The 19,279-nt window shown below is 71.0% G+C and carries 17 protein-coding genes; 16 read left to right on the top strand and 1 reads right to left on the bottom strand.

Annotation, left to right across the window (positions count from 1 at the left end):
- Positions 1–2 precede the first annotated feature (2 nt).
- The 12 genes from murF to OG338_RS06165 all read left to right on the top strand — a co-directional run bounded on the left by murF (position 3) and on the right by OG338_RS06165 (position 12,501).
- Positions 3–1,409: a UDP-N-acetylmuramoyl-tripeptide--D-alanyl-D-alanine ligase gene (gene murF, locus OG338_RS06220; protein WP_405936354.1), complete on the top strand. Its 1,407-nt coding sequence runs from the start codon at positions 3–5 to the stop codon at positions 1,407–1,409.
- Positions 1,406–2,476, top strand: coding sequence for a phospho-N-acetylmuramoyl-pentapeptide-transferase (gene mraY, locus OG338_RS06215; RefSeq protein WP_405936353.1), 1,071 nt, complete (start codon positions 1,406–1,408; stop codon positions 2,474–2,476). The genes murF and mraY overlap by 4 nt, the downstream gene beginning before the upstream one ends.
- Complete coding sequence (gene murD / locus OG338_RS06210) at positions 2,473–3,900, top strand: UDP-N-acetylmuramoyl-L-alanine--D-glutamate ligase (RefSeq protein ID WP_405940335.1); 1,428 nt, start codon at positions 2,473–2,475, stop codon at positions 3,898–3,900. Before mraY ends, murD begins: the two co-directional genes overlap by 4 nt.
- A 49-nt stretch (positions 3,901–3,949) precedes the next feature.
- A complete protein-coding gene (gene ftsW, locus OG338_RS06205) occupies positions 3,950–5,284 on the top strand; it encodes a putative lipid II flippase FtsW (RefSeq protein ID WP_405936352.1) in 1,335 nt (444 codons plus the stop codon).
- Positions 5,285–5,290: 6 nt separating this feature from the next.
- A complete protein-coding gene (murG, locus tag OG338_RS06200) occupies positions 5,291–6,385 on the top strand; it encodes an undecaprenyldiphospho-muramoylpentapeptide beta-N-acetylglucosaminyltransferase (protein WP_405936351.1) in 1,095 nt (364 codons plus the stop codon).
- Between the two features lie 51 nt (positions 6,386–6,436).
- The gene (locus OG338_RS06195; RefSeq protein ID WP_405936350.1) at positions 6,437–7,231 is read left to right on the top strand and encodes a cell division protein FtsQ/DivIB; all 795 of its coding nucleotides are present in this window, start codon (positions 6,437–6,439) and stop codon (positions 7,229–7,231) included.
- Between the two features lie 276 nt (positions 7,232–7,507).
- A complete protein-coding gene (gene ftsZ / locus OG338_RS06190; protein WP_405936349.1) occupies positions 7,508–8,740 on the top strand; it encodes a cell division protein FtsZ in 1,233 nt (410 codons plus the stop codon).
- The gene (gene pgeF / locus OG338_RS06185) at positions 8,737–9,495 is read left to right on the top strand and encodes a peptidoglycan editing factor PgeF (protein ID WP_405936348.1); all 759 of its coding nucleotides are present in this window, start codon (positions 8,737–8,739) and stop codon (positions 9,493–9,495) included. Before ftsZ ends, pgeF begins: the two co-directional genes overlap by 4 nt.
- Positions 9,496–9,501: 6 nt before the next feature.
- A complete protein-coding gene (locus OG338_RS06180; protein WP_405936347.1) occupies positions 9,502–10,221 on the top strand; it encodes a YggS family pyridoxal phosphate-dependent enzyme in 720 nt (239 codons plus the stop codon).
- A 125-nt stretch (positions 10,222–10,346) separates the two neighbouring features.
- The gene (locus OG338_RS06175) at positions 10,347–10,964 is read left to right on the top strand and encodes a cell division protein SepF (protein WP_018104459.1); all 618 of its coding nucleotides are present in this window, start codon (positions 10,347–10,349) and stop codon (positions 10,962–10,964) included.
- Between the two features lie 72 nt (positions 10,965–11,036).
- Positions 11,037–11,321 (top strand): YggT family protein, encoded by a 285-nt coding sequence (locus tag OG338_RS06170; protein WP_018104460.1) that lies wholly within the window; start codon positions 11,037–11,039, stop codon positions 11,319–11,321.
- A 49-nt stretch (positions 11,322–11,370) separates the two neighbouring features.
- Positions 11,371–12,501 carry a DivIVA domain-containing protein gene (locus tag OG338_RS06165; protein ID WP_405936346.1) on the top strand — a complete coding sequence of 377 codons (1,131 nt, stop codon included), beginning with the start codon at positions 11,371–11,373 and terminating at the stop codon, positions 12,499–12,501.
- Positions 12,502–12,753: 252 nt separating this feature from the next.
- Here the strand turns inward: OG338_RS06165 and ileS are convergent, their stop codons facing one another.
- Positions 12,754–15,897, bottom strand: coding sequence for an isoleucine--tRNA ligase (gene ileS / locus OG338_RS06160; protein WP_405936345.1), 3,144 nt, complete (start codon positions 15,895–15,897; stop codon positions 12,754–12,756).
- Between the two features lie 550 nt (positions 15,898–16,447).
- Between ileS and OG338_RS06155 the strand changes: the two genes are divergently transcribed.
- Genes OG338_RS06155 through OG338_RS06140 form a run of 4 tightly spaced genes read left to right on the top strand, consistent with a single transcriptional unit; the run spans position 16,448 to position 19,241 of the window.
- Positions 16,448–17,086, top strand: coding sequence for a TraR/DksA family transcriptional regulator (locus OG338_RS06155; protein ID WP_405936344.1), 639 nt, complete (start codon positions 16,448–16,450; stop codon positions 17,084–17,086).
- A gap of 57 nt (positions 17,087–17,143) precedes the next feature.
- Complete coding sequence (lspA, locus tag OG338_RS06150) at positions 17,144–17,803, top strand: signal peptidase II (RefSeq protein WP_405936343.1); 660 nt, start codon at positions 17,144–17,146, stop codon at positions 17,801–17,803.
- Positions 17,804–17,826: 23 nt separating this feature from the next.
- The gene (locus tag OG338_RS06145) at positions 17,827–18,768 is read left to right on the top strand and encodes an RluA family pseudouridine synthase (protein ID WP_405936342.1); all 942 of its coding nucleotides are present in this window, start codon (positions 17,827–17,829) and stop codon (positions 18,766–18,768) included.
- Positions 18,765–19,241 carry a GNAT family N-acetyltransferase gene (locus OG338_RS06140; protein WP_405936341.1) on the top strand — a complete coding sequence of 159 codons (477 nt, stop codon included), beginning with the start codon at positions 18,765–18,767 and terminating at the stop codon, positions 19,239–19,241. The genes OG338_RS06145 and OG338_RS06140 overlap by 4 nt, the downstream gene beginning before the upstream one ends.
- The last annotated feature ends 38 nt before the right edge of the window (positions 19,242–19,279 follow it).

The raw sequence follows: 19,279 nt of genomic DNA, 5'->3' as shown, positions 1-19,279 counted from the left end.
AAGTGATCGCCCTTTCCCTCGCCGAGATCGCCGAAATCGTCGGCGGGCAGACGCACGACATACCGGATCCGTCGGCAACCGTCGGCGGACCGGTCGTCATCGACTCCCGCAAGGTGACCCCCGGCAGCCTCTTCGTCGCCTTCGCCGGCGAACGGGCCGACGGCCACGACTACGCCGAGCGCGCCGTCGCGGCGGGCGCGGCCCTCGTCCTGGCCACCCGCCCCGTCGGTGTGCCCGCGATCGTCGTGGACGACGTCGTGGCCGCCCTCGGCGCGCTCTCCCGCGCCGTCGTCGGCCGCCTCGGCGCCACCGTCGTCGCCCTCACCGGCTCCGCGGGCAAGACCTCCACCAAGGACCTCATCGCGCAGCTCCTGGAGCGCAAGGGGCCCACCGTCTACCCGGAGGGCAACCTCAACAACGAGATCGGCCTGCCGCTCACCGCGCTGCGCGCCACCGACGAGACCAGGCACCTGGTCCTCGAAATGGGCGCCCGCTACATCGGGGACATCCGCTACCTCACCGGACTCGTTCCGCCGCGCATCGGCCTCGTGCTCAACGTCGGCAGCGCGCACATCGGTGAGTTCGGCGGCAAGGAGCAGATCGCCCGGGCGAAGGGCGAGATGGTCGAGTCGCTTCCCGAGGACGGCATCGCCGTGCTCAACGCCGACGACCCTCTCGTACGCGCCATGTCCTCCCGTACCAAGGCCCGCGTCGTCCTCTTCGGTGAGGGCGCGGATGCGGACGTACGGGGCGAAGCCGTCCACCTCACCGACGACGGACGCCCCGCGTTCCGCCTCCACACACCCACCGGGTGCAGCGAGGTGACCATGCGCCTGTACGGTGAGCACCACGTGTCGAACGCGCTCGCCGCGGCCGCCGTCGCCCATGAGCTGGGCCTGTCCGCAGACGAGATCGCCGAAGGGCTCTCCGAGGCGGGCACCCTCTCCCGCTGGCGCATGGAGGTCACCGAGCGTCCGGACGGCGTGACGTTCGTCAATGACGCCTACAACGCCAACCCCGAATCCATGAAGGCAGCGCTCCGCGCGCTGGCCGCCATGGGGAAGGGGCGTCGTACGTGGGCGGTGCTCGGCCTGATGGCCGAGCTCGGCGACGCCTCGCTCGCCGAGCACGACGCGGTCGGACGGCTCGCCGTCCGGCTCAACGTCAGCAAGCTCGTCGCGGTCGGGGGCAGAGAAGCCTCCTGGCTGCAACTGGGCGCATACAACGAGGGTTCGTGGGGTGAGGAGTCGGTGCACGTGTCCGACGCACAGGCTGCCGTCGACCTGTTGCGCAGGGAACTGCGCCCGGGCGACGTGGTGCTGGTGAAGGCGTCCCGGTCGGTCGGTCTTGAGCAGGTCGTCACGGCACTGCTGGAGAACGTGACCGAGGGCGAGGTCGCGGGCCGATGAGGCAGATCCTCTTCGCGGGAGCCATCGGGCTCTTCCTGACCCTGGTCGGCACACCGCTGCTGATCAAGCTCCTGGCCCGCAAGGGATACGGGCAGTTCATCCGCGACGACGGCCCGCGCACCCACGGGTCCAAGAAGGGCACGCCCACGATGGGCGGCATCGCCTTCATCCTGGCGACCCTCATCGCGTACTTCCTGGCGAAGGTGATCACCGGCGAGGAGATGCGCTTCTCCGGTGTGCTGGTCCTCTTCCTGATGGCCGGCATGGGAGTCGTCGGCTTCCTGGACGACTACATCAAGATCGTCAAGCAGCGCTCGCTCGGTCTGCGCGCCAAGGCGAAGATGGCCGGCCAGCTGATAGTCGGGATCGCCTTCGCGGTGCTCTCGCTCCAGTTCGCCGACGCCCGCGGCAACACCCCGGCGTCCGACAAGCTCTCGTTCGTCGAGGACTTCGGCTGGACGATCGGCCCGGTGCTCTTCGTCGTCTGGGCGCTGTTCATGATCCTCGCCATGTCCAACGGCGTGAACCTGACGGACGGTCTGGACGGTCTGGCCACCGGCGCGTCGGTGATGGTCTTCGGCGCCTACACCTTCATCGGGCTCTGGCAGTTCCAGGAGTCCTGCGCCAACGCGGCGACCCTCACGAACCCGAGCGCCTGTTTCGAAGTGCGCGACCCGCTCGACCTCGCGGTCGTGGCCTCCGCGCTGATGGGCTCCTGCTTCGGCTTCCTGTGGTGGAACACCTCACCGGCCAAGATCTTCATGGGGGACACCGGCTCGCTCGCCCTCGGCGGCGCGCTCGCCGGCCTCGCGATCTGCTCCCGCACCGAATTCCTGATGGCCATCCTCGGCGGCCTCTTCGTGATGATCACGATGTCCGTCGTCATCCAGGTCGGCTCGTTCAAGATGACCGGCAAGCGCGTCTTCCGGATGGCCCCGCTCCAGCACCACTTCGAACTCAAGGGGTGGTCCGAAGTCCTTGTCGTGGTCCGCTTCTGGATCATCCAGGGCATGTGCGTGATCGTCGGACTCGGCCTCTTCTACGCAGGATGGGCAGCCAAGAAGTGAGCAACGTGGACTGGCAGGGCAAGCACGTCACGGTCGCCGGACTCGGAGTCTCCGGAATCCCGGCGGCCCGCGCCCTGCACGGCCTCGGCGCCGTCGTCACCGTGGTCAACGACGGCGCCGACGAACGCTCCCGCGCCCAGGCCGCCGAGCTGGAGGCGCAGGGCATCGCCGTGCGCCTCGGCGACGGCGACACCCTGCCCGAGTCCACCGAGCTGATCGTCACCGCCCCCGGCTGGAAGCCCGGCAAGCCGCTGTTCGCCGCGGCCGCCGAGGCGGGCGTCCCGGTCTGGGGCGACGTCGAACTCGCCTGGCGGCTGCGCGGCCGGGACGGCCGGGAACCGGCCCCCTGGCTCGCGGTCACCGGCACCAACGGCAAGACCACGACCGTACGGATGCTCGCCGCCATCCTGGAGGCCGCCGGGCTGCGCACCGCCGCCGTCGGCAACATCGGCGTCTCCCTGCTGGACGCCGTACTCGGCGAGGAGACGTACGACGTGCTCGCCGTCGAACTCTCCAGCTACCAGCTGCACTGGGCGCCCTCGCTGCGCGCCCACTCCGCCGCCGTGCTCAACCTGGCCCCCGACCACCTCGACTGGCACGGCTCCATGGCGGCGTACGCCGCCGACAAGGGCCGGATCTACGAGGGCAACCGCGTCGCCTGCGTCTACAACGCGGCCGACCCGGCGACCGAGGACCTGGTGCGCGAGGCCGACGTCGAGGAGGGCTGCCGCGCCATCGGCTTCACCCTCGGTACGCCGGGGCCCTCGCAACTCGGCGTGGTGGACGGCATCCTGGTCGACCGGGCGTTCGTGCGGAACCGCCAGAAGCAGGCTCAGGAGCTGGCCGAGGTCGCCGACGTCAGGCCGCCGGCCCCGCACAACATCGCCAACGCCCTGGCCGCCGCGGCGCTGGCCCGTGCCTTCGGCGTCGAACCGGCCGCCGTCCGCGACGGGCTGCGCGACTTCCGCCCCGACCCGCACCGCATCGAGCACGTCGCGGACCTGGCCGGGGTCGCCTACGTGGACGACTCCAAGGCCACCAACACGCACGCCGCCGAAGCCTCGCTCGCCGCCTACGACTCCATCGTCTGGATCGCCGGCGGCCTGGCCAAGGGCGCCACCTTCGACGAGCTGGTGACCGGCTGCGCCAAGCGGCTGCGGGGCGTCGTGCTCATGGGCGCGGACCGGGCCCTGATCCGCGAAGCCCTGGCGCGACACGCCCCCGAGGTACCCGTGGTCGACCTCGACCGGACCGACACTGGGGCGATGTCCGAGGCGGTCCGCGAGGCCGCGCGGCTCGCCCGGCCGGGAGACACCGTACTGATGGCCCCGGCCTGCGCCTCCATGGACATGTTCGTCAACTACAACAAGCGGGGCGAGGCATTCGCGGACGCCGTCCGCGCACGCGCCGCCGAGAGCGTCTGACGGGCCCGGCCGCCGCGCCCCGGGCACGAGCAGTGGAGGGGACAGGGACATGCCGGCCGAAGAGAGCGTGCGGGTCAGGCCCGCTGCCAAGGCCCGGCGGCCCGCGGCGGTGCGGGCCCGGAGCACCGGCGGCCCCCGCAGTCCGCGCGGCGGCGGTGTGCGACGGCTGTACGAGCGGGCACGGCGGGCCTGGGACCGGCCGCTGACGGCGTACTACGTGATCCTGGGCGCCGGACTGCTGATCACCGTGCTCGGCCTGGTGATGGTCTACTCCGCCTCGATGATCAAGGCGCTGGAGCTGGGCAAGCCCGGCACCTACTTCTTCCGCAAGCAGTTCCTGGCCGCCGTGATCGGGGCCGGGCTGATGGCGGCCGCCGCCCGGATGCCGGTGAAGCTGCACCGCGCGCTGTCCTACCCGCTGCTGATGGGCTCCGTCTTCCTGATGGTCCTGGTGCAGGTGCCGGGGATAGGGATGTCGGTCAACGGCAACCGCAACTGGCTCTATCTGGGCGGGCCCTTCCAGCTCCAGCCCAGCGAGTTCGGCAAGCTGGCGCTCGTGCTGTGGGGCGCCGACCTGCTCGCCCGTAAACAGGACAAGCGGCTGCTGACCCAGTGGAAGCACATGCTGGTGCCGCTGGTGCCGGTCGCCTTCATGCTGCTCGGGCTCATCATGCTCGGCGGCGACATGGGCACTGCGATCATTCTCACGGCCATCCTGTTCGGCCTGCTCTGGCTGGCCGGGGCGCCCACCCGGCTGTTCGCCGGAGTGCTCGCCACCGCCGGGTTCATCGGCTTCCTGCTGATCAAGACCAGCCCCAACCGCATGTCCAGGCTGGACTGCATGGGGGCCAGCGAGCCGGGGCCGGGAGGCTCCTGCTGGCAGGCCGTGCACGGCATCTATGCTCTGGCGTCAGGCGGATGGTTCGGTTCCGGCCTCGGTGCGAGTGTGGAAAAATGGGGCCAACTTCCCGAACCGCACACCGACTTCATCTTCGCCATCACCGGGGAGGAACTGGGGCTGGCGGGGACGCTGTCGGTGCTCGCCCTCTTCGCGGCTCTAGGCTATGCGGGTATCCGCGTGGCCGGACGCACGGAGGACCCCTTCGTGAGGTACGCAGCGGGAGGTGTGACCACCTGGATCACGGCGCAGGCCGTGATCAACATCGGTGCGGTGCTCGGCCTGCTGCCGATCGCCGGTGTCCCGCTTCCGCTGTTCTCGTACGGGGGGTCGGCCCTGCTGCCGACCATGTTCGCCGTCGGGCTGCTGATCGCGTTCGCGCGGGACGAGCCCGCCGCGAAGGCGGCCCTGGCCGTGCGGAGGCCCGGGGTGAGATGGAAGACGATGAGACGGCGCGTCAAGAGGCGGCCGTCCGGAGAGCGGTGAAATTCGGTGCATGTCGTACTCGCCGGCGGGGGGACCGCCGGCCACATCGAGCCCGCGCTCGCCCTCGCGGACGCCCTGCGCAGGCAGGACCCGAGCGTGGGGATCACCGCTCTCGGCACGGAGCGCGGACTTGAGACCAGACTCGTACCCGAGCGGGGGTACGAACTGGCGCTGATCCCGGCCGTACCGCTGCCGCGCAAGCCCACCCCCGAACTCATCACCGTCCCGGGCCGGCTGCGCGGCACCATCAAGGCCGCCGAACAGATCCTGGAGCGCACCGGGGCCGACTGCGTGGCCGGCTTCGGCGGTTACGTGGCCCTGCCGGGCTATCTCGCCGCCAAGCGCGCGGGCGTCCCGATCGTGGTCCACGAGGCCAACGCCCGCCCCGGCCTGGCCAACAAGATCGGTTCGCGGTACGCGCACGGCGTCGCCGTCTCCACCCCCGACAGCAAGCTGCGCGGCGCCCGCTACATCGGCATCCCGCTCCGCCGCACCATCGCCACCCTCGACCGGGCCCGCGTCCGCCCCGAGGCGCGCGCGGCGTTCGGCCTCGACCCCAACCTGCCGACGCTGCTGGTCTCCGGCGGCTCGCAGGGCGCCCGCCATCTCAACGAGGTGGTGCAGCGCGTCGCTCCGCTGCTCCAGCGCTCCGGCATCCAGATCCTGCACGTGGTCGGACCGAAGAACGAATTGCCGCGCGTGGACAACATGCCCGGGATGCCCCCTTATATCCCGGTACCGTACGTGGACCGGATGGATCTCGCGTACGCCGCGGCCGACATGATGCTCTGCCGCGCGGGCGCGATGACCGTCGCCGAACTCTCCGCCGTCGGACTGCCCGCCGCCTACGTCCCGTTGCCCATCGGCAACGGCGAACAGCGGCTCAACGCCCAGCCGGTGGTCAACGCCGGCGGCGGTCTGCTGGTGGACGACGCCGCGCTCACCCCGGAGTGGGTGCAGGGCAACGTCCTCCCGGTACTGTCCGATCCGCACCGGTTGTATGAAATGTCCCGGTCCGCCGCCGAGTTCGGCCGCCGGGACGCCGACGATCTGCTGGTCGGCATGGTGTACGAGGCGATTGCCGCACGCCGTAACGCGTGAGGCGGACGGGTCCGGGGGCGGTGGCCCCCGGACCCGGCATAAGGAGCGAGCGTGGCCGGACCGACGACCGCCCAGCGCGGTGCAGGGAAGCAGGAGGACGCCCCGGACCGGCCGCCGCGCCCACGCCCCGAGGGGCGCCGCGTCTCCCGGCGCCGGCTGCTGCTCCTGATCGCCGGAGCCGTGCTGCTGCTCGGCTCCGGCGCCGTCTGGGCGCTGTACGGCTCCTCCTGGCTGCGGGTCGAACAGGTCAGGATCACCGGGGTCCGGGTGCTGACCCCGGCCGAGGTGGAGCGCGCCGCGGCGGTGCCGATGAACGCCCCGCTCGTCTCCGTGGACACCGGCGCCATCGAGCGGCGGTTGCGCCAGAAGTTGCCTCGTATCGACAAGGTGGATGTCGTTCGGTCATGGCCGCACGGCATCGGACTTAAGGTGACCGAACGGCAGCCCGTCCTGTTGGTGAAAAAGGGCGGAAAGTTCATCGAAGTGGACGATGAGGGCGTGCACTTCGCGACGGTGGGCAAGGCGCCCGGGCACGTACCCCTGCTGGAAGTGGCCAAGGGCCGTTCCGCGAGCCTGCGCCGCTTCGGCAGCGACCGGCTGGTGCGGGAGGCGGTCCGGGTCGCGGGTGACCTCCCGGACGGCGTCGCCGAGGACACCCGGGTCGTCCGGGTCGACTCGTACGACGCCATCTCCCTGGAACTCGGCGGGGATCGCACGGTGATGTGGGGAAGCGGCGGAGCGGGCGCGGTGAAGGCGAAAGTCCTCACCGCTCTCATGAAGGCCGCCCCCAAAGCGGGACACTTCGACGTGAGTGCCCCCACCGCCCCGGCGGTGTCGGGTGGTTGACGCACATTTGGCCTGGCCAGCACCCTGGTTGGTCAGCGCTACGGGTGATCACATAGGGTGAAAAGAAAAACGGGAGGTTCGGCGTGTTCGTTGAACGTGCGCCACTTGTCGACTTAGTGTCCTGTTCGGAAGAGTCCATGAAGCAGACACACTGGTAACCCTAAACTTGAACGTTAGGGTTTGGGTCGGCGTTCGGACCGTCCCAATCGGCATCCGTCGTCGCGGCGGGATCACCGCGAAGCGACGACACGTAACTCGAGGCGAGAGGCCTTCGACGTGGCAGCACCGCAGAACTACCTCGCAGTCATCAAGGTCATCGGTGTCGGCGGCGGTGGTGTCAATGCCATCAACCGAATGATCGAGGTCGGTCTCAAGGGCGTCGAGTTCATCGCGATCAACACGGATGCGCAAGCCCTGTTGATGAGCGACGCCGACGTCAAGCTCGACGTCGGCCGCGAACTCACCCGCGGCCTCGGCGCCGGGGCGAACCCGGCCGTCGGTCGTAAGGCGGCAGAGGACCACCGTGAGGAGATCGAGGAGGTCCTCAAGGGGGCCGACATGGTCTTCGTCACCGCAGGCGAAGGCGGCGGCACCGGCACCGGTGGCGCACCCGTCGTCGCCAACATCGCGCGCTCGCTCGGCGCCCTGACGATCGGTGTGGTCACCCGCCCGTTCACCTTCGAGGGCCGGCGCCGCGCCAATCAGGCGGAGGACGGCATCGCCGAGCTCCGCGAAGAGGTCGACACCCTTATCGTCATCCCCAACGACCGGCTGCTGTCCATCTCGGACCGCCAGGTCAGCGTGCTCGACGCGTTCAAGTCGGCCGACCAGGTCCTGCTTTCGGGTGTCCAGGGCATCACCGACCTCATCACCACGCCGGGCCTGATCAACCTCGACTTCGCCGACGTCAAGTCGGTCATGTCCGAGGCCGGGTCCGCGCTGATGGGCATCGGCTCCGCCCGCGGCGACGACCGCGCGGTGGCCGCCGCGGAGATGGCGATCTCCTCGCCGCTCCTGGAAGCGTCCATCGACGGCGCCCGCGGTGTCCTGCTCTCCATCTCCGGCGGCAGCGACCTCGGTCTCTTCGAGATCAACGAGGCCGCCCAGCTGGTGAGCGAGGCGGCCCACCCGGAGGCGAACATCATCTTCGGCGCGGTCATCGACGACGCCCTCGGCGACGAGGTGCGGGTCACCGTCATCGCGGCGGGCTTCGACGGCGGACAGCCGCCGGCCCGCCGGGCGGACTTCGGCCTGGAGGGCACGGGCAACAGCGCCAAGCGCGAGGAGCCGGCCCCGACGCCGGTCCGGTCCGCGCCCGAGCCGGTGCGTCAGTCCGGCGGGCTCGGTTCGGTGCCGCCGCGCGAGGAGCCGCCGGTGCAGGCCGAGCCGGTTCCGGTGTCGGGTGAGACCCACCTTCCGCCGGTCGTCTCGCCGCCGCACGTCCCGCCGGCCCGTCCCTACTCGGACTCCCAGGCCGAAGAGCTGGACGTACCGGACTTCTTGAAGTGATAGGTCCGCATGACGCAGTGAACCCGACGGTCTCTGTCTTTTCGCGGGGCGGCGCTCATTTCTCCTTCACCGACCGGTGGGGCGGAGTGAGCGCCGCCCCGTACGCGGAGCTGAATCTCGGCGGCGCGGTCGGCGACGACCCCGCCGCCGTTCTCGCCAACCGCGAGCGGGCCGCGCGCGCCCGGGGGCTCGATCCGGCCCGGGTCGTCTGGATGAACCAGGTCCACGGCCGGGACGTGGCCGTGGTCGACGGACCCTGGGGCGAGGCGGCGGAGATCCCCGCCGTGGACGCGGTGGTCACCGCGCGGCGCGGACTCGCGCTCGCCGTGCTGACCGCCGACTGCACGCCCGTCCTGCTCGCCGACCCGGCGGCCGGTGTCGTCGCCGCGGCGCACGCCGGGCGGCCGGGGCTGGTCGCCGGAGTCGTGCCGGCCGCGGTCGAGGCCATGGTCCGGCTGGGCGCGGAGGTCTCCCGGATCACCGCCCGGACCGGGCCGGCCGTCTGCGGCCGGTGCTACGAGGTGCCGGCGGCGATGCGGGACGAGGTCGCCGCGAGCGTGCCGGGCACCTGGTCCGAAACCAGCTGGGGCACCCCGGCGGTGGACGTCACCGGCGGGGTGCACGCCCAGCTCGCGGAGCTCGGCGTCACCGACCGGCAGGCGTCCCCGTTCTGCACCCTGGAATCGGGCGACCACTTCTCGTACCGACGCGACCGCACCACCGGGCGGCTCGCCGGATATGTCTGGCTGGACTGATAGGGCATGACGGAACGCAAGGAACAACTCGCCGCGAATCTGGCGCGGGTGGAGGAGCGGATCGCTTCGGCCTGCCTCGCGGCCGGTCGCAAGCGGGAGGAGGTGACCCTGCTCGTGGTCACCAAGACCTACCCCGCGAGCGATGTGCGGATTCTGCATGGACTCGGTGTGCGTCAGGTCGCGGAGAACCGCGACCAGGACGCCGCCCCCAAGGCCGCCGAGTGCGCGGATCTGTCTCTCTCCTGGCACTTTGTCGGCCAGTTGCAGACCAACAAGGTCCGTTCCGTGGTCGGTTATGCCGATGTCGTGCAGTCCGTGGACCGTACGAAGCTGGTGACCGCCCTCTCGACGGCCGCCGAGCGCCGCGAGCGTGAACTCGGCTGCCTCATCCAGGTCGCGCTCGACGCGGAGAGCGGTGAGCGGGGGGCCCGCGGGGGCGTCGCGCCGGACGGGATCGCGGAGTTGGCGGACGCGGTCGCCGCCGCGCCCGGGCTCCGGCTGGACGGGCTGATGACCGTCGCACCGCTCGCCGGGCCCTTCGCCGGGCGGCAACGGGCCGCGTTCGACCGGCTGATGGAATTCTCATCCCGGCTGCGCGGGAACCATCCGGCTGCGAACATGGTCTCAGCGGGGATGAGTGCGGACCTTGAGGACGCGATTGAGGCCGGGGCGACACATGTGCGCGTCGGTACTGCGGTACTCGGAGTCCGTGCCGGGCTCGGGTAACGTCGCCAAGCAAGTCGGACCACAGCAGAAAATATGGTCATTACCGCCCAGGGCGGGCAGGCCGGAGTGGATCGCGGGCACTTGGTGACAGATGCCGATCCACCACAGAGCGGAGGACTCAGAGCATGGCCGGCGCGATGCGCAAGATGGCGGTCTACCTCGGCCTCGTGGAGGACGATGGGTACGACGGCCCGGGGTTCGACCCCGACGACGAATTCGAACCCGAGCCGGAGCCCGAGCGCGACCGGCGCCGGCACCAGCCCGCGCATCAGGTGGAGCGGGACCGGGAGCGCGACGAACCGGTCCGCGCGGTCCAGCCGCCGGCGCAGCGGGAGCCGGTCCAGATCCCCGCGGAGCGCGAGCGACCCGCCCGGATCGCACCCGTGGCATCCATCACACCTGAACGTCCGAACATGGAGAAGAACGCACCGGTGATCATGCCCAAGGTCGTGTCCGAGCGCGAGCCCTACCGGATCACGACGCTGCACCCCAGGACGTACAACGAGGCCCGTACCATCGGGGAACACTTCCGTGAGGGCACTCCGGTGATCATGAATCTCACGGAGATGGACGATACGGACGCAAAGCGACTTGTCGACTTTGCCGCGGGACTCGTCTTCGGTCTCCATGGCAGCATTGAGCGAGTGACACAGAAGGTGTTCCTGTTGTCGCCTGCTAACGTCGATGTCACGGCGGAGGACAAGGCCCGCATCGCAGAGGGCGGATTCTTCAACCAGAGCTGAGAACACGACACCGGGAACAACCCGGCCGGGAGGCCGGTGCTACGAGAGCCAGGGGAGAGGGAAGCGCGAGAGATGGGCGTCGCACAAAGTGTTGTCTACATCGCGTTGATGTGTTTCCTCATCGTGCTGATCTTCCGGCTCGTCATGGACTACGTCTTCCAGTTCGCACGTTCATGGCAGCCGGGCAAGCCGATGGTGGTCGTCCTGGAGACGACCTACACGGTCACCGATCCACCGCTCAAGCTCCTGCGGCGGTTCATCCCGCCGCTGCGTCTCGGGGGCGTGGCACTAGACCTGTCCTTCTTCGTTCTGATGATCATCGTTTCCATCCTGATCAGCATCGTGGTCAGGCTGTGAGCGATACGGTCCTGCCGACTGCCGACGACTACGTAGAGGTGAAGAAGAGATGCCGCTGACTCCCGAGGATGTGCGGAACAAGCAGTTCACGACGGTCCGCCTCCGAGAGGGCTACGACGAGGACGAGGTCGATGCCTTCCTCGACGAGGTCGAGTCGGAGCTGACCCGCCTGCTCCGTGAGAACGAGGACCTGCGCGCCAAGCTGGCCGCCGCCACGCGTGCCGCCGCGCAGAACCAGCAGCAGGGCATGCGCAAGCCGCCTGAGCAGCAGGACCGGCCCGGTGCCCCGGTGCCCGCCGCCATATCGGGCCCGCCGGTCCAGCAGCAGCAGCCCCCGCAGATGGGTCCCCCCCAGCTGCCCGGTGGCGCTCCGCAGCTGCCCGCCGGTCCCAGCGGTCACGGCCCCCAGGGCCCGCACGGCCCCGGTCCGCAGGGCCCGCACGGCCCCGGCCCGATGCAGGGTGGTCCCATGGGCGGCCCGATGGGCGGTCCCATGGGCGGTCACAACCCGCAGCAGCAGATGCAGCAGATGCAGCCCCCGCCGCAGATGCAGCAGCAGGGCCCCGGCGGCGACAGCGCCGCCCGTGTCCTGTCCCTGGCCCAGCAGACCGCCGACCAGGCGATCGCGGAGGCCCGTTCCGAGGCCAACAAGATCGTCGGCGAGGCCCGCAGCCGCGCCGAGGGCCTGGAGCGGGACGCCCGCGCCAAGGCGGACGCGCTGGAGCGGGACGCGCAGGAGAAGCACCGCGTGGCGATGGGCTCGCTGGAGTCGGCCCGGGCGACGCTGGAGCGCAAGGTCGAGGACCTGCGGGGCTTCGAGCGCGAGTACCGGACGCGGCTGAAGTCCTACCTGGAGAGCCAGCTGCGTCAGCTGGAGACCCAGGCGGACGACTCGCTGGCTCCGCCGCGTACCCCGGCCGCCGCGTCGCTGCCGCCGTCGCCCTCGCTGGCTCCGGCCGGTGCGGGTGCCATGGGGCACACGATGGGCGGCAACCACGGCGGTCAGCCGATGGGCGGCGGAAACCCGTCCATGGGCGGTGCCCCGTCGTACGGCGGTCAGCAGCAGATGTCGCCGGCGATGACGCAGCCGATGGCGCCGGTGCGGCCGCAGGCGCCGCAGCCGATGCAGCAGGCGCCGTCGCCGATGCGCGGGTTTCTGATCGACGAGGACGACAACTGAGCGGGGCGCGCTCGTTGAGCGCGTAGCCGTCGGCAGGCTGAGGGCCGGGCCCCGGGGTTTCCCCGGGGCCCGGCCCTTTTGCGTGCGTGCGGGGGCGCTGCGCGCGGCTGTCCCCCACCCGCCCCCTCCCGAAACCGGGGCTCCGCCTCGGACCCCGCGCCTCAAACGCCGGCGAGGCTGAAGGCCGCGGCGCGGCCGGAACAGGAAAGGGCCCGGCCGGAACGTTCTCCGGCCGGGCCCCTCGGGTCACGGCTACGCCTTGCGGAGACGGAACGTCAGGTTCAGGCCCTCGTCCTCGAACGGGGTGCCGTACGTGGTGTCCGCCTCGCCCTCCGCGTAGTCCACCGCCAGCACCTCGTCCGCGATCAGGGGCGCGTGCTCGGTGAGGGCCTCCGTCGTCGCGGGGGACGTGGAGGTCCAGCGGACGGCGATGCGGTCCGCGACGTCCAGGCCGCTGTTCTTGCGGGCCTCCTGGATCAGGCGGATCGCGTCACGGGCCAGGCCCGCGCGCCGCAGCTCCGGGGTGATCTCCAGGTCGAGGGCGACCGTCGCGCCCGAGTCGGAGGCGACGGACCAGCCCTCGCGCGGGGTCTCCGTGATGATGACCTCGTCGGGGGAGAGGGTGACCGTCTCGCCGTCCACCTCCACCGAGGCCGTGCCCTCGCGCAGGGCGAGCGACAGGGCCGCCGCGTCCGCGTTCGCGACCGCCTTGGCCACCGCCTGGACGCCCTTGCCGAAGCGCTTGCCGAGCGCCCGGAAGTTCGCCTTGGCCGTGGTGTCGACCAGCGAGCCGCCCACCTCGGAGAGCGAGGCGAGCGAGGAGACGTTCAGCTCCTCCGTGATCTGGGCGCGCAGCTCCGCGGACAGGGCGTCGAAGCCCGAGGCCGCGACCAGTGCCCGGGACAGCGGCTGGCGGGTCTTGACGCCCGACTCCGCACGCGTGGCCCGGCCCAGCTCGACCAGGCGCCGCACCAGCGCCATCTGCGTCGAGAGCGCGGGGTCGGTCGCCGCCGGGTCCGCCTTCGGCCAGGACGACAGGTGGACCGACTCCGGCGCGTCCGGGGCGACCGGCACGACCAGGTCCTGCCAGACCCGCTCGGTGATGAACGGGGTCAGCGGGGCCATCAGCCGGGTCACCGTCTCGACCACCTCGTGCAGCGTGCGCAGCGCCGCCTTGTCGCCCTGCCAGAAGCGGCGCCGGGAGCGGCGCACGTACCAGTTGGACAGGTCGTCAACGAACGCGGAGAGCAGCTTTCCGGCACGCTGCGTGTCGAAGCCCTCCAGCGCCCGGGTGACCTGGTCGACCAGCGTGTTCAGCTCGCCGAGCAGCCAGCGGTCCAGGACCGTGCGGTCGGCGGGCGCCGGGTCCGCGGCCGAGGGCGCCCAGCTCGACGTACGGGCGTACAGCGCCTGGAAGGCCACCGTGTTCCAGTACGTGAGGAGCGTCTTGCGGACGACCTCCTGGATCGTGCCGTGGCCCACCCGCCGGGCCGCCCAGGGGGAGCCGCCCGCCGCCATGAACCAGCGCACCGCGTCCGCGCCGTGCTGGTCCATGAGCGGGATCGGCTGGAGGATGTTGCCCAGGTGCTTGGACATCTTCCGGCCGTCCTCGGCGAGGATGTGGCCCAGGCAGACGACGTTCTCGTACGACGACTTGTCGAAGACCAGCGTACCGACGGCCATCAGCGTGTAGAACCAGCCGCGGGTCTGGTCGATGGCCTCCGAGATGAACTGCGCCGGGTAGCGGCTCTCGAAGATCTCCTTGTTCTTGTACGGGTAGCCCCACTGCGCGAACGGCATCGAGCCCGAGTCGTACCAGGCGTCGATGACCTCCGGCACGCGGCGCGCCTCCAGGCCGCAGCCCTCGTGCGTACAGCCGAAGGTGACGTCGTCGATGAACGGGCGGTGCGGGTCGAGGTCCGAGAGGTCCGTGCCGGACAGCTCGCCCAGCTCGGCGCGCGAGCCGACGCAGGTGAGGTGGCCCTCCTCGCAGCGCCAGATGGGCAGCGGGGTGCCCCAGTAGCGGTTGCGGGACAGCGCCCAGTCGACGTTGTTGGTCAGCCAGTCGCCGAAGCGGCCGTGCTTGACGGAGTCCGGGAACCAGTTGGTCTTCTCGTTCTCCTGGAGCAGCCGCTCCTTGACCGCCGTGGTGCGGATGTACCAGGACGGCTGCGCGTAGTACAGCAGCGCGGTGTGGCAGCGCCAGCAGTGCGGGTAGCTGTGCTCGTACGGGACGTGGCGGAAGAGCAGGCCGCGGTCCTTCAGGTCCTCGGTCAGCGCCTCGTCGGCCTTCTTGAAGAAGACCCCGCCGACCAGCGGCAGGTCCTCCTCGAAGGTGCCGTCGGGGCGGACCGGGTTGACCACCGGCAGGCCGTACGCCTTGCAGACCAGGAGGTCGTCGGCGCCGAACGCGGGGGACTGGTGGACCAGACCCGTACCGTCCTCGGTCGTCACGTACTCGGCGTTGACGACGTAGTGCGCGGGCGCCGGGAAGTCGACCAGGGCGAACGGGCGCTCGTACGTCCAGCGCTCCATGTCGCGGCCCGTGAACGACTGGCCGGTGAGCTGCCAGCCCTCGCCCAGCGCCTTCTCGACCAGCGGCTGGGCGACGACCAGCTTCTCCTCGCCGTTCGTCGCGACGACATAGGTGACGTCCGGGTGCGCGGCGACCGCGGTGTTGGAGACCAGGGTCCACGGGGTCGTCGTCCAGACCAGCAGCGCCGCCTCGCCGGCCAGCGGGCCGGAGGTGAGCGGGAAGCGCACGAAGACCGAGGGGTCGACGACCGTCTCGTAGCCCTGCGCCAGCTCGTGGTCGGACAGGCCGGTGCCGCAGCGCGGGCACCAGGGGGCGACGCGGTGGTCCTGGACCAGCAGGCCCTTGCCGAAGATCTCCTTCAGCGACCACCACACGGACTCGACGTACTCGGGGTCCATCGTGCGGTACGCGTCGTCCAGGTCGACCCAGTAGCCCATACGGGTCGTGAGCTCGGCGAAGGCGTCGGTGTGCCGGGTCACGGACTCGCGGCACTTGGCGTTGAACTCGGCGATGCCGTACGCCTCGATGTCCTTCTTGCCGTTGAAGCCCAGCTCCTTCTCGACCGCCAGCTCGACCGGCAGGCCGTGGCAGTCCCAGCCGGCCTTGCGGCCCACGTGGTAGCCCTGCATGGTCCGGAAGCGGGGGAAGACGTCCTTGAAGACGCGGGCCTCGATGTGGTGGGCGCCGGGCATGCCGTTGGCGGTCGGCGGGCCCTCGTAGAACACCCACTCGGGGCGGCCCTCGGACTGGTCGAGGCTCTTGTCGAAGACCTTGTTCTCGCGCCAGAAGTCGAGCACGGCGTGCTCAAGGGCGGGCAGGTCGACCTGGGCGGGTACCTGGCGGTACTGCGGCGATGTCATGTGCGGGCTTCCTCCGGCGGACGTCTTCCACTTCCGTCGGAGGGACGAGAACCGAGCCGGTCCCCGCGGTACCACCCTCCTTGGCCCCGGGCGTGCGCCCCGGGCCCCCTCATTGGGGTGCGATGCCGGTTCTACTGGCCCCTCGGGGGCTTTCTTCCGGCGGCTCCGGGGTGATCTTCACGACGCGCTCGCCCCCGGGCTCCCACCGTCCCCGGGTCGCTGCTGGCTGCGTACGACGCTACTCGTCCCATCCACGCCTCTCGCTGAGGCCAGTGTACGGGCCCGGGGCACGGCGTCCGACCGGTTTACGGAGGGGCCGGGGGTGACCCGAATGGCCATACGAGGGGTACGCGGCCGGAGCGCGGCCCGGCGCGCGGCGTAAAGCCGGATTACCCGGCGGGCAGCTGGGCACAACGGATGCAGGCACACGGTGATCCGGACGGGGGGTGGCGCGATGCGGCGGCGTGCCCCGTTGCCGCGGGACCTGGGTCGACTTATCGTCCCAGCACGACCGGCGAGCAAGATCACTGTGTGTGAAGGGGCCGCGGCCATGGTGGAGAAGAAGGCGCCCGGCAAGAAGACCTCCGCCAAGAAGGCGGCGGCCCGCAAGACCGCGCCGAAGAAGACCACGCCGAAGAAGACCGGGGCCACCGCGGCCCCGGCCACGGGGGCGGCCGAGGCCGCCGATCAGACGGGAGCCCACACGGTGGTAGCCAAGAAGAGCGCGGCCGGTACCCGGACCGCGGGCGAGGACACGGCACCCGTACCGCCCGCCCGGGGCGCCACGGCGCCGGGAGAGCTGGCCGTACGGCCGGGCGAGGACCCCTGGACCCCTGAGGAGGTCACCGCCGCGCGGGACGGGCTGACCGGTGAGGCGACCCGGCTGCGCAACGAGCTGGAGGCGTCCGGTCTCGCGCTGGCCGGGCTGATGCGGGACTCCGGCGACGGGGCGGGCGACGACGAGGCCGACACCGGCACCAAGAACATCACCCGCGAGCACGAGATGCAGCTCGCCGCGAACGCCCAGGAGATGCTGGACCAGACCGAGCGCGCCCTGGCCCGGCTCGAAGCCGGCACGTACGGGCTGTGCGAGGTCTGCGGCAAGCCGATCGGGAAGGCGCGGATGCAGGCGTTCCCCCGGGCCACGCTGTGTGTCGAGGACAAGCAGAAGCAGGAGCGACGAGGCTGATTCGCACGGGCGTGCCGTACCCTCGTCCTCAGTCGGGAACTAGGTTGAGGGACTCACGTGGCAGAGGCGGAGCGCATCATCGGTACGCCGGACATCACCGGGGCTGAGGGAAGCGGAGAGACCGGGCCGGACGGCGCGGCCGCTTCCCCGGACCAGGGCGTGCCGGAGGCCCGGGAAACCGGGGCCACCGCGGCGGACGCGGACGCGGATGTCGACCGCTCGCCGGCCACCCGCCGGCGCCGGGTCATCCTGCTGTTCTGCGTCGCCGTCGTCGCGTATCTGCTCGACCTCGGCAGCAAGATGCTCGTCGTGGCGAAGCTGGAGCACCAGGAGCCGGTCGAGCTGATCGGCGACTGGCTCAAGCTGGACGCCCTGCGCAACTCGGGGGCCGCGTTCGGCTTCGGCGAGGCGTTCACGATCATCTTCACGATCATCGCGGCGACCGTCATCGTGGTGATCGCCCGGCTCGCCCGCAAGCTGTACAGCCTGCCGTGGGCCATCGCGCTCGGCCTGCTGCTCGGCGGGGCCCTCGGGAACCTCACCGACCGCATCTTCCGCGCGCCGGGCGTCTTCGAGGGCGCGGTGGTGGACTTCATCGCCCCCGCCCACTTCGCCGTGTTCAACCTGGCCGACTCCGCGATCGTCTGCGGCGGCATCCTGATCGTGTTCCTCTCCTTCAAGGGTCTGGACCCCGACGGCACCGTGCACAAGGACTGAGGGACGCAAGGCATACTCGACTGGTGAGTACGCAACCCGAGGTCCGCACCCTGCCCGTCCCCGATGGTCTGGAGGGCGAGCGCGTCGACGCCGTCATCTCCCGGATGTTCGGCTTCTCCCGTACCAAGGCCGCCGATCTGGCCGCCGCCGGGAAGGTGCAGGTGGACGGCTCGGTGGTCGGGAAGTCCGAGCGGGTGCACGGCGGTGCCTGGCTCGAAGTGGAGATGCCGCAGGCGCCCGCGCCCGTGCGGATCGTCGCCGAGCCCGTCGAGGGCATGGAGATCGTCCACGACGACGACGACATCGTGGTGATCGTCAAGCCGGTCGGCGTCGCCGCCCACCCCAGCCCCGGCTGGACCGGCACCACCGTCATCGGCGGCCTCGCCGCCGCCGGGTACCGGATCTCGACCTCCGGCGCCGCCGAGCGCCAGGGCATCGTGCACCGCCTCGACGTCGGCACCTCCGGGCTGATGGTCGTCGCCAAGTCCGAGCGCGCCTACACCCTGCTGAAGGCCCAGTTCCGCGACCGGGTCGTGGAGAAGAAGTACAACGCGCTGGTCCAGGGCCACCCGGACCCGATGAGCGGCACCATCGACGCCCCCATCGGCCGCCACCCGAACCACGACTACAAGTGGGCGGTCGTCGCGGACGGCAAGCCCTCGGTGACCCACTACGACCTCATCGAGGCGTACCGGGCCGCCAGCCTCCTCGACATCAAGCTGGAGACCGGGCGCACCCACCAGATCCGGGTGCACATGTCCGCCCACCGCCACCCCTGCGTCGGCGACCTCACCTATGGCGCCGACCCCACCATGGCCAAGCGCCTCGGCCTGACCCGGCAGTGGCTGCACGCGGTGAAGCTGGGCTTCGAGCACCCCGCCGACGGGAGCTGGGCCGAATTCACCAGCACCTATCCCGACGACCTCCAGCAGGCCCTGGACCGCATCGCGGCGGAGAGCCAGTGACGGCCGGGCCCCTCACGTACACCACCCGGACCGTCGCCGACGAGCAGGACCGCGCCGCGTGCTTCCAGGTGCGCAAGGAGGTCTTCGTCGGTGAACAGAACGTGCCCGAGGAGATCGAGTACGACGCCCACGACGCGGACGCGGTGCACGTCATCGCCGTCGCCGCCGACGGCACCGCGCTCGGCACCGGCCGGCTGCTGCACGGCCCCGCCGCCGCCTCGCACACCGGCGGCGACCCCGCCGTCGGCTCGCTCGGCCGGCTCGCGGTGAGCCGGGAGGCCCGGGGCCTAGGCGTCGGTGCCGCGCTCGTGCGGGCCATCGAGGACGCGGCCCGCGGTCACGGTCTCACCGCCGTCGACCTGCACGCCCAGACGCACGCCCTGCCCTTCTACGAGCGCCTCGGCTACGAGCCGTACGGCCCCGAGTTCATGGACGCGGGCATCTCGCACCGGGCGATGCGCCGGACGATCTGACGCCCCGCCGCACCCCCTGATCTCGGCGGGCGGGGAAC

Source organism: Streptomyces sp. NBC_00726 (assembly GCF_045161735.1).
Taxonomy (GTDB): Bacteria; Actinomycetota; Actinomycetes; order Streptomycetales; family Streptomycetaceae; genus Streptomyces.
The sequence above is the reverse complement of the archived record's forward strand: the minus strand, read 5'-3'. Positions and strand labels throughout refer to the sequence as shown.

Excerpts from the sequence above, each read along its gene's own strand:
- OG338_RS06155 (WP_405936344.1), top strand. The coding sequence starts at position 16,448 with ATGGTGGAGAAGAAGGCGCCCGGCAAGAAGACCTCCGCCAAGAAGGCG.
- OG338_RS06170 (WP_018104460.1), top strand. The coding sequence starts at position 11,037 with ATGGGCGTCGCACAAAGTGTTGTCTACATCGCGTTGATGTGTTTCCTC.
- OG338_RS06165 (WP_405936346.1), top strand. The coding sequence starts at position 11,371 with ATGCCGCTGACTCCCGAGGATGTGCGGAACAAGCAGTTCACGACGGTC.
- ftsW (WP_405936352.1), top strand. The coding sequence starts at position 3,950 with ATGCCGGCCGAAGAGAGCGTGCGGGTCAGGCCCGCTGCCAAGGCCCGG.
- mraY (WP_405936353.1), top strand. The coding sequence starts at position 1,406 with ATGAGGCAGATCCTCTTCGCGGGAGCCATCGGGCTCTTCCTGACCCTG.
- ileS (WP_405936345.1), bottom strand. The coding sequence starts at position 15,897 with ATGACATCGCCGCAGTACCGCCAGGTACCCGCCCAGGTCGACCTGCCC.
- OG338_RS06180 (WP_405936347.1), top strand. The coding sequence starts at position 9,502 with ATGACGGAACGCAAGGAACAACTCGCCGCGAATCTGGCGCGGGTGGAG.
- OG338_RS06175 (WP_018104459.1), top strand. The coding sequence starts at position 10,347 with ATGGCCGGCGCGATGCGCAAGATGGCGGTCTACCTCGGCCTCGTGGAG.